A 12,305-nucleotide genomic window follows, 5' to 3' on the forward strand; every position below is an offset into this window, starting at 1 on the left:
CTCAAAAACCGCAAGCCCTCACTGTAGCGGCCCGCGCTTCGTCACATTTTCCGGGTACCGCCCGGCTCGCTAAAATCCTCCATGGCGGGCTCGTCTCCCTCCAGGGCTCCAAAGGCTTCATCGAGGAGGTCCTCGTCGGCATTATCGTCGGCCTCGTCAATTTCTCCCTTACCCGTACCGCTAAACTCCCGATACAGCCAAAAGGCGAGTCCGAGGATCAACAGATTGACCAGCGCCAATGCAATGTAGGCCGCCCACCGCCAAGGGCTCTCCTCTATTGCCGGTTGTGGCACTGCAGGCGTCGATTCAGGCGTTTGTGACTCTTGCGCCGTCGGCATACGAAGGGTGGGATCGGAAGCAGTACGTTCGGTCAAGCCTTGAGAAAATGCTTCACGTTCAGCTTCGCGCCGCTCCAGCGTCTGCTCATACTCTTCAACCAGAGCTTGTAAGCGCATGAGTTCCGGGTCGATATCTTCAGTGTCACCACCGGGAAGCTGAAAATACAGCGTCGGTAACTCCACGCGCTCCCGATCACCGGTCGTGGTCTGGACGTTCGCGTGTACCTCAATCCAGTAGCGCGCCATATCGGTGATCGGAAAAACCGTATGCCAGCGGTTCTCACCGCGATAGTCGAGCGTAATAACCCGGGTCAAACCCTCAGAGCTGCGCAGGTGCGCCACCACCAGTGTGCGCGCACCGGTAATGCGCCCCTGGCTCGCCGTGGCGTACAAGTGGTAGACAATGGGTCGACTGTCAACATCGACCTCGAGCGACAATGAAAAGGCATCCGCCAGAGCGTCGTCTTGGGCAGAGACCCAGGGCGCCAGCCCCAGCAACAGAGCCCACCCCACCACAGGTAGCAGACGTGCGCCCCGCACCTTCAGTGCTCCCCGAACATCAAATTAACTGATCGACAGCACGCCGACCTCGGTCGGTCAGGAACCAGCGCACACCTTTGACGGTATTGATGCGACCCACAAGACGCCGGTTGGCCAGCACCGACAGCGACTTTTCGATGGTCGGTTCATCGGCACCCGCTTCCTGGCACAAGCCCGCCATGGAGCGAAACAGGTGACGCCCACAACCCAAGGTTTTCAATACTTTGGTTGCGGAAATATCCAGCTCTTCGTTAGGATCAAAGGTGCCGATGTTGTCGTCAATCGCCGGATCCTGCTCGGTTTCCGTATCCAGCAGCGGCATGACCGCCTCCTGCATGACCTTGAACTCGTGTTTGAGCTCTTCGAGCTGCTCCCGGGCCACTGACGATTGTTGGAGAATACGTTTGGGCGTGGTGGTCAACACCAGGCGTGACGCGATCGCAGCAATCAGGCAGAAGCCGGTATAGATCAACAGTTGCGAGGGTTCGCCCTGGATGTCGGTAATCAGATCGCTCTGTACCAGAAACAGTATTACCGGCACCAAAAACGCCGCACCGATGCCGAGCACAATGCAGCGTGGCAGCGCGGTATCATCCTGCCCTTCCTGGCTTTGGGCCATCTGGTAGTAGTTAATCAGACCACCAAAAACGCCCGCGATGCTCATCACCGCCGCCAAAATAAAAATATGGTTCGCCATTGTGTTCTCCTGCTGTTATCCGTTGTGCCCTTGGCTGGGGCTCGTTAGGTGTTATCGGCCGCTGCCCTTGGCGCTGAAGCCCGGCCGCGGGTCAACAGCAAGAATACCAGCGATGCCATTAAAGCCAGCAGCCAGACGATGATCAACAGTAACACCGACTGCCCGGTGCTCTCGTCTGTGACACTGCCGAAAACCAGATCCAGCACCAGGGTCAGCAACGCAGGTGCCCAGTAATTGTTGATGCTATCGATCTGTGCCGGCGTCAGCAGCAAGGCCGCCACCGATACGACGCTCAAATAGTGCCAATCCCGCCGCACTGATCGGGTCATGCGCCATACCACAGCAACCAGCGCGAGTGCCCCAATCAGATACACCAGCCAGGCTGTTAACGAGGTGTACATAAGTTTCTCCAGAAAATAGTACCGTGCCCGATTTATACCCAGTGCACGATATGGTCTTCGTAATCGTCGTCGGGAACCGCCAGCTCAGAGACTACCCGGCCCACAACCGAAATACCTGCACGGTGAACACTGTCCGGGTCGCCGCTGATCAGCGGATGCCACGCGGGCAACGGCTCACCCTGTGCCAATAGCCGGTAGGCACAGGTGTCGGGCAGCCAGTGAAAAGCTGGAATATCCTCCACCCTGAGCACTGTGCAGTCGGGCACCCGACGCTGCCGGTGAAGGTAGTCTTTGCAACGGCAGGTCTCGGTATTCAGTAATCTGCAGGCAATATTGGTTGTGTAAACCTCACCCGAGTCTTCATCTTCAAGTTTGTGCAGGCAACATTTTCCGCAGCCATCACACAACTGCTCCCACTCCTCGGCGCTCATCTGCGCGAGGGTCTTGCGCTGCCAGAAGGGCACTTGCGCCACCATCGCTAGCCACCCAACCGGGTGTTCTGCTCGCGTACACGCTGGGCATCGATGTCGGACCCGTCCGGCGCTGGCGGCAGCTGCAAATAGTAACCCGGGTCATCCAGGCACGCGAGCAGGCGCTCGGCATTGACCCGGGCGAGCTTCTTGTCCGGTGTCACCAACAGCAGCATTGCCGACTGCGGTTTTCCAAATCGCGCGAGGAGTGATTCGGGCACCTTGCTCAAACCGTCGTCTTTGTTAACGTAGAGATACATCCCTTCGTTCTTCGGGCTCCGATACACTTGGCACAAATGCTTCATGCTTCAGACTCCTCGGGCGCAAAAGCCTCGGGATTATCCTGGCGCCATTGCTCTGCCGCGGCCAACAGACTCTCACCGACCAGCTCACCGCGCCAACCGGCAAAACGTGGAGGCAGCGCGTAGCGGCCACCCTCAAGGCCAGAACGCACAATAAACTCGTAATCACGTTTGCGCGCTACCAGCTCCGGCAGCAGGTCCTGAGCTTCCGCGCGCTCGCGCACGCAGTGCTTGAGCGCCTTCATCAACCCGGTTTGGTTGCGCGGCAAGGGCATTGGCAAGCGCTCAGGCCAATGTGCGGGTTCGCTGTTCTGGCCCTCGACAATCAAGGCCAACAAGGTTTCACCGTCATCCGCGACGGTGCGACTGGGCAGGTCCCGAATTGTCGCCAGTTGCTCAAGTGTGTGCGGTTGGGTTCGCGCCATCTGCCACAGCGGCGGCTCTTTGACCAAACGGTTGCGCGGGATATCCCGGGCGCGCGCTTGCTCTTCGCGCCAAATGGTCAGGCGCTGCAGGACGGCCAACTCGCGCGGCTGTAACTTCCAGGCAAGCCCCACTTTACGGTAGGCCTCTTCCAGCACAGCAGGCTGGCGCGCCTGACTCACCAGAAGCGCGCAGTCTTCACGGACCCACGCCAGGCGGCCGTTATCTTTCAGGGTTTTGAGCAACTTGCCGTAGATGATCAGCATATGCGCCACATCAAGCGCGGCGTATTTCATCTGGGCGACGCTCAAAGGGCGCTGCAACCAGTCCGAGCGGGTCTCCGCCTTCGGGATCTCGAGCCCGAGAGCGGCTTTGATCAAGCCTGCATAACCCAACGAAAAGCCGTAACCGGCATAGGCGGCCGCAATTTGGGTATCAAAGATCGGCTCGGGCACCAGGTCCAGCAAGCGTTGAAAAACTTCCAGATCCTCCGAGCAGGAATGCAATACTTTGACCACTCGGGTATCGAGCAGTACCGCTTTAAGCGGCCCCATATCCTCAATAGCCAGTGGATCGATCAGGTAGCAGCCCCGACCATCGCCCACCTGAATCAGGCCAGCGATGGGGTAGAAGGTGCTGCTGCGCATGAATTCAGTGTCAATCGCAATCGCGCCCTGGGTTAGCCAGCGTGCGCAAAGCTCAGCCAGTTCAGTATCGCTGGCAATCCAGGTGGGCTCGGTAGGTATGGTTGCAGAAGCAGTCATGGGCGTTCACAGGCTCCGGCGGCTGGCAAAGGCATGAGCCAATGTCCCGCCATCAATGTATTCGAGTTCACCGCCCATGGGCACGCCGTGGGCAATACGCGAAACGGTGATACCCAACGGACGGGCGCGCTCGCTGATATAGTAGGCCGTAGCTTCGCCCTCAACCGTGGAGTTGGTGGCCAGAATCACTTCCTGAATCGGCTCGGTCTGCAGTAACTCAACCAACTGGTCGACACCAATATCCTCAGGGCCGATACCGTCGATGGGCGACAGATGTCCCATCAGGACAAAGTATTTGCCCTGGTAGGTCCCGGCCTGCTCAATCGCGAGCACATCGGCGGGGGTCTCGACCACACACAGCAGGCCATCATCGCGCCGGGCGTTGGCGCAGATGCCGCACAAGGGTTGTTCGGTGAGCGTTCGACAGCGCTGGCAGCGCCCTACGCCTTCCACCGCCAGCGTCAGGGCCTGGGCCAGGCGCGCTGCGCCTTCGCGGTCGCGCTCCAGCAGGTGCAGTGTCATACGCTGAGCCGATTTGGGGCCCACGCCCGGCAGGCACCGTAACGCTGCCATCAACTCATCAATCAGAGGGCTGAACATGATTTAGAACGGCATCTTGAAGCCGGGCGGCAGGTTCATGCCCGAGGTCATTTTGCTCATCTGCTCTTTGTTGTTCTCTTCCACTTTACGCACGGCGTCATTGACGGCGGCCGCGAGCAGGTCCTCGAGCATCTCTTTATCTTCTTCGAGCAGGCTCGGATCAATGTTGACGGCCTTCACATCGTGGCGACCGGTCATCACCACTTTGACCAAACCGGCACCGGCCTGACCGGTGACTTCGACATTGGCCTGATCTTCCTGCATTTTTTGCATGTCGGCCTGCATCTGCTGGGCCTGTTTCATTAAATCGCCTAGACCTTTCATGGGCTTACCTCATTAACGCTCATCGGTACGGTTATTTACCGACACTGGGTTCAAGGGGCTCGACGCTGTCCTGTAGGACACTGGCATCAAAGTGTTCAATCAATTTCTGTACCACCGGGTCTCGGTTGATCGCATCCACCGCCTCAGCCAGGCGTTCGCGCTTCAAGCGCGCCGCCAGGGCCGCCGGGGTTTCTCCGGGCACAGGGCCGGGCTGAATCAGCACCTTGACCGGCGCGCCAAAGTAGTCGCTGAGCTGGTCCGCCAGGCGCTGCTGATGGCTCTCATCGTACAGAGAGCTGTGATTTTCATCCAGAATAAAGCTCAGCTGGTTGCCCTGCCGGCCCACCAGCACGGCGTTCGACGCGGTGCTTTGGAGTACGCCGCCAATTTTGGCACCCAAATAGATCTCTGGCCAGGTCTCAGTACTGGCCTGCTCCAGAGACACAGAGCGCACGGATTCCGGTGCACCTGGAGGTGCCGATTCCGGCGCGGCCTGGGGAGCAGCCTCGGGCGGGGTATACGGCTGGCGCTGTTCGGGCATCCGTGGCTGTTCAGGCCTCGATGGCTCCGGGACCTCCACCTGCGGTTCCCAGGGCGGACGGTCGTCTACCTGTGCGGAAGCCGCCACCGGCGGCGCCTCCGCTACCGAGGGTTCGGGCGGTGGCGCCGGGGCCGGTTCAGACTTTTTTTCAGGTTCGGGCTCCGGCGCCTGAGCGCTTGGCTCCTCTGGGGATGACTCAGGCATCGCCTGCTCGGGCACCTCTTCAGCCGGTGCAATCTGCTCCGCCACGTGTGCCGCCGGCGATTGCTCGCTACTCCGCGCAGGTACAGGGCGGTTCGCCTGCGGCAGGGACTGCCCCGGTACGTCCAACACCCCCTGAGGCTTGAAGGCCAGCATCCGCAGAAGCACCATTTCAAAGCCTGCACGCGAGTCCGGCGCCAAGGGCAGGTCCCGACGACCGAGCAAGGCTGTCTGGTAAAACAGTTGCACATCTTCCGAAGGCAGTTGCTGCGCCAACTGCAGGACCCGATCCCGGTCACCCTGACTGTTATCAACCGCTTCGGGCAGCGCTTGAGCAATGGCAATTCGGTGCAGCACGGTAAGCATCTCTGCCAGAGCACCGGCGAAGTCCGGCGCGTGCTCCGCCATCTGGTCAACGGTGTTCAATGCCACCTTGCCGTCGTAGCTCGCCAACGCCTCAATAATCCGATACACCGAATCCCGATCGATGGTGCCAAGCATGGCACGCACCTCAGCCTCATTGATCTGGCCCGAACCGTAGGCAATGGCCTGGTCCGTCAGACTGAGCGCGTCGCGCATACTGCCGTCGGCGCCGCGCCCCAGCTGCCAAAGCGCACTTTCTTCAAAGGGAACGCCTTCGCTGTCGAGCACCATTTGCAAATGCTGCACGATGCGCTCGGGCTGCATATTCTTGAGGTTGAACTGAAGGCAGCGCGACAGAATGGTGACCGGCAGCTTTTGCGGATCGGTGGTCGCAAGCAAAAATTTAACGTGGGGCGGCGGCTCTTCCAGGGTCTTCAGCAGCGCGTTGAAGCTGTGACTGGACAGCATGTGTACTTCATCGATCAGATACACCTTGTAGCGACCACGGGTGGGCGCATACTGAACGTTTTCCAGCAGCTCGCGGGTATCTTCGACTTTGGTGCGCGAGGCCGCATCGACCTCGATCAGATCGACAAAGCGGTTCTCGGCAATTTCGGTGCAGGCACTGCATTGGCCACAGGGCACGGAACTGACACCGGCTTCGCAGTTTAGGCACTTGGCCAGAATGCGAGCGATGGTGGTTTTACCCACACCGCGAGTGCCGGTGAACAAATAGGCATGGTGCAGGCGATTGTGATCGAGGGCGTTGATCAAGGCCTGGAGGACGTGCTCTTGCCCGACCATTTCTCGGAATGTGCGGGGACGCCATTTGCGGGCCAGGACTTGGTAGCTCATGCCTTCCTCTATCTGGGTATTATCGAACGTGGCGAGGATTATACCTGATAAAACCGGAAGATTTGGACGGGGCCAGAAATAGGGTGACCCAATCAGCCACACCTCGGCACATAACTGACTGCTACCGTTGCTCCCTTCCGGGCCTGGCGGGGTTCACAGCTCATCATTGCGAGGGGACCAATTGGGCCACGGCGCGCATTATCCTGACTTTGCCCCACCAATGCAAGGCGGGGCGGAAAATCCCTAAGGCACAAGTACCGGCGCCCCCGGCCCCATGGGCCAACCAACGCTCACCCAGAGTGCCAGCAGCACTGACCACACCAACCAGAAAGCAACAGAATACGGCAGCATCATCGCCACCAGAGTGCCAATACCCAGGTTCTTGCGGTAGCGCTGGGCAAAGGCCACCACCACCCCGAAGTAAGGCATCAAGGGCGTAATCACGTTGGTGACACTGTCTCCGATGCGGTAGGCCATTTGAGTCGCCTCGGGGCTGATGCCCAGCAAATAGAACATGGGCACAAAGACTGGCCCCACCAGTGCCCATTTGGCGGTGGCGCTGCCTACAAACAGGTTAAGAAATCCCGCAAGGCTGACAAACAATACCAACAACAAGGCCGGCGGCAGGGAGAGCTTACCCAGCACCTCGGCACCATTGATCGCCATGATCACACCCAGCTGGCTCCAGGCGAAATAGTTGACAAACTGGGCCGCAAAAAACATCAGCACAATATAGGTGGCCATGGTGCCCATGGCGTGCTCCATGCCCCCTACCGCTTCGCCCGCGCGCTGATAGTGGCCGCTGATCTTGCCAAACACGACCCCCGCGATACCGGCATAGAGCGCAATGAGGACGACAATACCCTGGAGAAACGCCGATTGCAGCACACTCTCGGCAGACCCGCGCAAGACACCCCATTCGGGAATCACGGCAAGCGCCATGAGGCCCCAAAAAGCCAGCGTCACCCACAGTACCGCCCACAGCCCTCGGCGCTCGGACTCAGTGACGTTTGGCAGCTCGTCTTCCGTCTGCTCATCCTCCCCCTCCTGACGGGACAGCCAGGGCGTCACCCAGCGCTCGGTGACCCAGGTGCCCACGATGCTCAAGAGCAGCGTAGAAACGATCATGAAATAGTAGTTACCCGCCGCATCCACGGTGTAATCAGACGCAACCAGTTGAACGGCTTCGGCGGATAAACCTGCCAACACCACGTCGAGCGGCCCCAGAAGCAAGTTGGCGCTGTAGCCCGCAGCGACACCGCCGAAGGAAGCGGCAATCCCCGCCAGCGGCGGTCGTCCTGCAACGGAGAAGAGCAGACCCGCAAGCGGAATCAGCACCACGTAGCCAGCGTCGGCAGTGAGGCTGGAGAGCATGCCGGAGAAGACCACAATAAAAGTCAGTGCACCGGGCGGCGCCGCCAATACCAGGCGTGTCAGCGCAACCCGCAACAACCCCGAGTGCTCGGCGATCCCCAGTCCGAGCATGGCCACCAGGACAGTGCCTACGGGCGCAAAAGTGACAAAATTGTTCACCGCACTGGTCAGCATCCAGCGGATACCCTCTCCGCTCAACAAATTGCGCGCCACCACCGCCTCGCCGCTGCCCGGCAGCTCGGCGCGCACGCCAAAAGCAGCCGCGATAGCCGAGACCAGCAGGATGCCGATACAGAAATAGAAAAACAGCAGCGTTGGTGCTGGCAGGCGGTTACCCTGGCGTTCGACATGGTGCAGGAAGCGTTCAGTAAGCGGTGGCTTGATGGCCGTCGAGGTCATGTTGCGTCCTTTTCTCGAGAGTTCGATTTCAATTTTTATGGTGGTGGTTTTTTGCTGTGCGCGGTGCCTCAATTGTCGGATTACGCCCTGCGGGCTAATCCGACCTACTGGAAGCAGCGTGCCATTGTTCGTGTAGGTCGGATTAGCGCAGCGTAATCCGACAATGAGGCACCCAGCCCGAGTCTATGCTCCACCGTCCGAGCAGGTCGGATTCGGCGCGGCCGTAATCCGACACCTGCGGCACCGAATCCGCAGGGTACCACGCGCGTTATGGCAATCTGGTATAGTAACACTTGAATTCCTCGCCCCAGCTTCTAAGCTAGGGCTCTCATCCCTTATTGCAGGAGCAATAACGCTATGGCAAAAGTAACCCTGAAAGGTAACCCCTTCAACACCAACAGCGACTTGCCCGCCAAGGGCAGCCAGGCACCGGGGTTCACCCTGGTCAAAAGCGACCTGTCGGAAATCAGCCTGAGCGACGTCAAGGGCAAGCGCGTTGTCTTGAACATCTTCCCCAGTGTCGACACTCCGACCTGCGCCCAGTCCGTGCGTACCTTCAATGAAAAAGCCAGCGGCCTGGACAACACCACGGTGATCTGTGTTTCCCAGGATCTGCCGTTCGCCCAGGCGCGCTTCTGTGGCGCCGAGAACTTGGACAATGTGGTACCGGCCTCCGCCTTTCGCTCCAGCTTTGCCAAAGACTACGGCGTCGCGATGGTTGACGGTCCGCTGACTGGCCTGTGCGCTCGCGCGGTGGTGGTGCTCGATACCGACGGCAAAGTGGTGCATACCCAGTTGGTTGGCGAAGTGGCTGACGAGCCCGATTACGACGCGGCGCTGAAAGCTCTGGGTTGACATTGATTTGATTGATGCCGGCGCCTCCGATAGGCTTACGGGTGTCCCATGAATGGTTGGGTGCCTCAGATGTCGGATTACGCCCTTCGGGCTAATCCGACCTACTGGAAACATCGCTCCATTGTTCAAGTAGGTCGGATTAGGCGCAGCCGTAATTCGACAACCCCGCACCCAAACCGCAACATCGCTCCCCCGCTCGAGTAGGTCGGATTAGCACAGCGTAATCCGACAACCCCGCACCCAAGCCGTAACATCGCTCGACTGCTCGAGTAGGTCGGATTAGCGCAGCGTAATCCGACACTGAGGCACCCCACCCCAAACGATACCCACGAAAATCACGCCACCTCCGCAACCCCGGTGCCAAAGTGCAAACTCACCCGCTGCGCCGCCTTCAAAAGATTACGACTGGCGCTACCGGACTCGGGAAACCTGCTGAAGCCCACCCCCCAGCGCCCCAACTCCGACATGCCCACCGCTTTAAGATCCTGCGCCAAGGCCTGCTCAAAAGGCTGCAACAGATCCCTCACCTCGCCCGGCGTCATGTGTTCAACCAGCAGCACAAAACTGTCCCGCCCGTAACGCGCCAACAGCTCAGCGTCACCAAACCAGCGTTTCAGCTCGGCCACAAAGACGTCGAGCAACGCCTGAGCGACCGCATTATCGTCATCTTCCATCAACTGGCGGTAGCTGCTGAGTTCAAAGTAAACAAGGGTGAAGGGGCGGGCTTTTTGACCCGATCCCGATACCGTCAAACGGTCCAGCAGGGTTTTTTCGGCCTGGGCTCGGTTCGGCAAACCGGTCGCCTCGTCATTGAAGGCCGTCTCACGGGCAACGCGGTACTTGTTGATCGCCAGCTCGCGCAGGCGCACGCTTTCACGGTAATCCTGATAAGCCACAAACAGGGCCAGCAACAGAAACCCACTTGCGGCTATCGCGGTCGGGACTCCCATCCAGTCCCCCTGCAACTCATTGCTCGGCGCGAACGCCGAATCTGCCGGATAACTGGCCGCGGCCATTCCGGTGTAGTGCATACCCGCGATGGCAGCGCCCATCACCAGTGCCGCCACAATCTTGATCCAGAGCGCATGGCGGGGCGGGGCATTGCGAATCTGCCGGCAGATTACCAGCGCCGCACCGGAAGCACCCACAGCGATAAGGCCCGACAGGATCACCAGCAACGTATCGTACTGAATCGTGGGCTCCATGCGCATGGCGTACATACCGCCGTAGTGCATAAAGAAGATACCGGTACCCATGATCATGGCGCTTGCCGCCAAGGTACGTGCCGACGCGTTGGGCAGGGTAATCACATAGAGCGCCAAGCCCGACGCCAGCACGGCCGGAACCCAGGACAGGAGCGTGAGCCCCGCCGAGAAGCTCATATCCATACCGTGGGGCATCTCGTAGGCGCTCATGCCGACGAAGTGCATGGACCAGACACCGCTGCCCAGACACAGAGCGCCGACGCTGAGCCACACGGTACGCCCACGACCTTCCTGATCGAAGAGTCGAGTGCCGAAATAGATGGCTGAATAGGCCGCGATAACCGCGACACAATAGGAGGCGAAGACCAGCAGCGGATCGTAGGAGCCCGTCATAACAATAATCCTTTTAGGGGTTTTTGAAGCTTTACGCGCCAGAAACCCAAAGGGATCAATCGTCCGCCCGTTTCACGCCTTTCAGATGTTGCAGACAGTGTTGGCGGGCGAGACTCAGAAAGTCCTCAACAAAACCCAGGTGCCGGTAATCCGAGCGCAAAGCCGCATAGAGCGTGGGCCAGATACCCTGCTCACCGGCCGGGCGCACCGCCAGCATCGCGGCGTCGGCGTACTCTGCCAGTACCCAGTTGGGCAGCGCACAGACGCCCCGCCCGCTGGCAGCCAACTGCACCATCATCAGGGTCAGCTCAGAGGTACGCACGCCGGCGGGCGTGACACCGGCCGGATCCAGAAAATATTTAAAGATATCGAGCCGGGCGCGCTCTACCGGGTAGGTGATCACCGTCTGATCCGCCAGGTCACCGGGCTCAAGGCTGGCTTTGGCCGCAAGGGGATGCTCCCGCGCCAAGGCGATCTGCATTTCATAGCTGAACAGCGGCACATACTCGATCCCCGGCAAAGGTTGCGGGTCCGAGGTGATCACCAGGTCCACCTCGCCCTGGGTCAGCGCCGGCAGGGGCTCGAACATAAAGCCGCCGGAGAAATCCAGCTCCACCGCCGGCCAGTGGTTACGATAGGTGTCCACCGTAGGCATCAACCAGTTGAAACAGCTGTGGCATTCAATGGCCATATACAGCCGCCCCGCCTCTCCCTGAAGCAACTTCTGGATATCCCGCTCGGCTTCCTTCACCTGCGCCAGCACCTGATCCGCCAGTGTCAACAGTCTGCGCCCAGGCTCGCTGAAACGCAGCGGCCGGCTCTTGCGCACGAACAGCTCGCAACCGAGACGTCCCTCCAATTCCTTGAGTTGGTGCGACAGGGCCGATTGGGTCAGGCACAGGCGGTCGGCAGCCTCGACCAGGCTCCCGGTCTCGCGCAGGGCGGTGAGGGTTTTGAGGTGACGGATTTCGAGCATGGCGGCCTCGGACGTGGGCTTGATGACGGGCCAGTTTAGAAGTGGTCGCCACTTAAATCAAATAAATTTCATGTTAAATCTGAAAATTACCAGTTTGATTCATTTTAATGCAGGCGAGAGAATGCTTGGGAATTTGAAGGGGGCCACTTTTCGGGTTGGGTGGCTCAGGTGTCGGATTACGCTGCGCTAATCCGACCTACTCGAACAATGGCGCCCTGTCTCCAGTAGGTCGGATTAGCCCGCAGGGCGTAATCCGACAAATGAGCCCCAAACCGACAATGGCA

General features: G+C 59.5%; 13 protein-coding genes and 1 other RNA gene. 1 reads left to right on the top strand and 13 read right to left on the bottom strand.

Annotated features, from left to right (window positions below; all coding sequences use genetic code 11):
* Positions 1–41 precede the first annotated feature (41 nt).
* The 11 genes from DKW72_RS15285 to DKW72_RS15335 form a co-directional block, all read right to left on the bottom strand.
* Positions 42–878 carry a hypothetical protein gene (locus tag DKW72_RS15285; RefSeq protein WP_111643264.1) on the bottom strand — a complete coding sequence of 279 codons (837 nt, stop codon included), beginning with the start codon at positions 876–878 and terminating at the stop codon, positions 42–44.
* 19 nt (positions 879–897) lie between these two features.
* Positions 898–1,575, bottom strand: a complete 678-nt coding sequence (locus DKW72_RS15290; RefSeq protein WP_111643265.1) for a YEATS-associated helix-containing protein — start codon at positions 1,573–1,575, stop codon at positions 898–900.
* Between the two features lie 44 nt (positions 1,576–1,619).
* Entirely contained in the window at positions 1,620–1,976 is a 357-nt protein-coding gene (locus DKW72_RS15295) for a hypothetical protein (RefSeq protein WP_111643266.1), read from the bottom strand.
* A 32-nt stretch (positions 1,977–2,008) separates the two neighbouring features.
* A complete protein-coding gene (locus tag DKW72_RS15300; protein ID WP_111643267.1) occupies positions 2,009–2,452 on the bottom strand; it encodes a YcgN family cysteine cluster protein in 444 nt (147 codons plus the stop codon).
* 2 nt (positions 2,453–2,454) lie between these two features.
* Entirely contained in the window at positions 2,455–2,751 is a 297-nt protein-coding gene (locus DKW72_RS15305; RefSeq protein WP_111643268.1) for a YcgL domain-containing protein, read from the bottom strand.
* Entirely contained in the window at positions 2,748–3,935 is a 1,188-nt protein-coding gene (rnd, locus tag DKW72_RS15310; RefSeq protein ID WP_111643269.1) for a ribonuclease D, read from the bottom strand. The genes DKW72_RS15305 and rnd overlap by 4 nt, the downstream gene beginning before the upstream one ends.
* Before the next feature lie 6 nt (positions 3,936–3,941).
* Positions 3,942–4,535: a recombination mediator RecR gene (recR, locus tag DKW72_RS15315; RefSeq protein ID WP_111643270.1), complete on the bottom strand. Its 594-nt coding sequence runs from the start codon at positions 4,533–4,535 to the stop codon at positions 3,942–3,944.
* 3 nt (positions 4,536–4,538) lie between these two features.
* Positions 4,539–4,859: a YbaB/EbfC family nucleoid-associated protein gene (locus DKW72_RS15320; RefSeq protein ID WP_111643271.1), complete on the bottom strand. Its 321-nt coding sequence runs from the start codon at positions 4,857–4,859 to the stop codon at positions 4,539–4,541.
* Between the two features lie 31 nt (positions 4,860–4,890).
* The gene (gene dnaX, locus DKW72_RS15325) at positions 4,891–6,819 is read right to left on the bottom strand and encodes a DNA polymerase III subunit gamma/tau (protein ID WP_111643272.1); all 1,929 of its coding nucleotides are present in this window, start codon (positions 6,817–6,819) and stop codon (positions 4,891–4,893) included.
* Between the two features lie 87 nt (positions 6,820–6,906).
* Positions 6,907–7,002: signal recognition particle sRNA small type (ffs, locus tag DKW72_RS15330), an RNA gene on the bottom strand.
* Positions 7,003–7,062: 60 nt separating this feature from the next.
* Positions 7,063–8,592 carry an AbgT family transporter gene (locus DKW72_RS15335; RefSeq protein WP_111643273.1) on the bottom strand — a complete coding sequence of 510 codons (1,530 nt, stop codon included), beginning with the start codon at positions 8,590–8,592 and terminating at the stop codon, positions 7,063–7,065.
* Between the two features lie 357 nt (positions 8,593–8,949).
* Between DKW72_RS15335 and tpx the strand changes: the two genes are divergently transcribed.
* The gene (tpx, locus tag DKW72_RS15340; protein WP_111643274.1) at positions 8,950–9,447 is read left to right on the top strand and encodes a thiol peroxidase; all 498 of its coding nucleotides are present in this window, start codon (positions 8,950–8,952) and stop codon (positions 9,445–9,447) included.
* Between the two features lie 335 nt (positions 9,448–9,782).
* Here the strand turns inward: tpx and DKW72_RS15345 are convergent, their stop codons facing one another.
* Together DKW72_RS15345 and DKW72_RS15350 are read right to left on the bottom strand one after the other, a co-directional pair.
* Positions 9,783–11,045 carry an MHYT domain-containing protein gene (locus tag DKW72_RS15345; RefSeq protein WP_111643275.1) on the bottom strand — a complete coding sequence of 421 codons (1,263 nt, stop codon included), beginning with the start codon at positions 11,043–11,045 and terminating at the stop codon, positions 9,783–9,785.
* A 55-nt stretch (positions 11,046–11,100) separates the two neighbouring features.
* Positions 11,101–12,021 carry a LysR family transcriptional regulator gene (locus DKW72_RS15350; RefSeq protein ID WP_111643276.1) on the bottom strand — a complete coding sequence of 307 codons (921 nt, stop codon included), beginning with the start codon at positions 12,019–12,021 and terminating at the stop codon, positions 11,101–11,103.
* Positions 12,022–12,305 lie beyond the last annotated feature (284 nt).

It is taken from the genome of Marinimicrobium alkaliphilum (assembly GCF_003259155.1).
GTDB classification, from domain to species: domain Bacteria; phylum Pseudomonadota; class Gammaproteobacteria; order Pseudomonadales; family Cellvibrionaceae; genus Marinimicrobium_A; species Marinimicrobium_A alkaliphilum.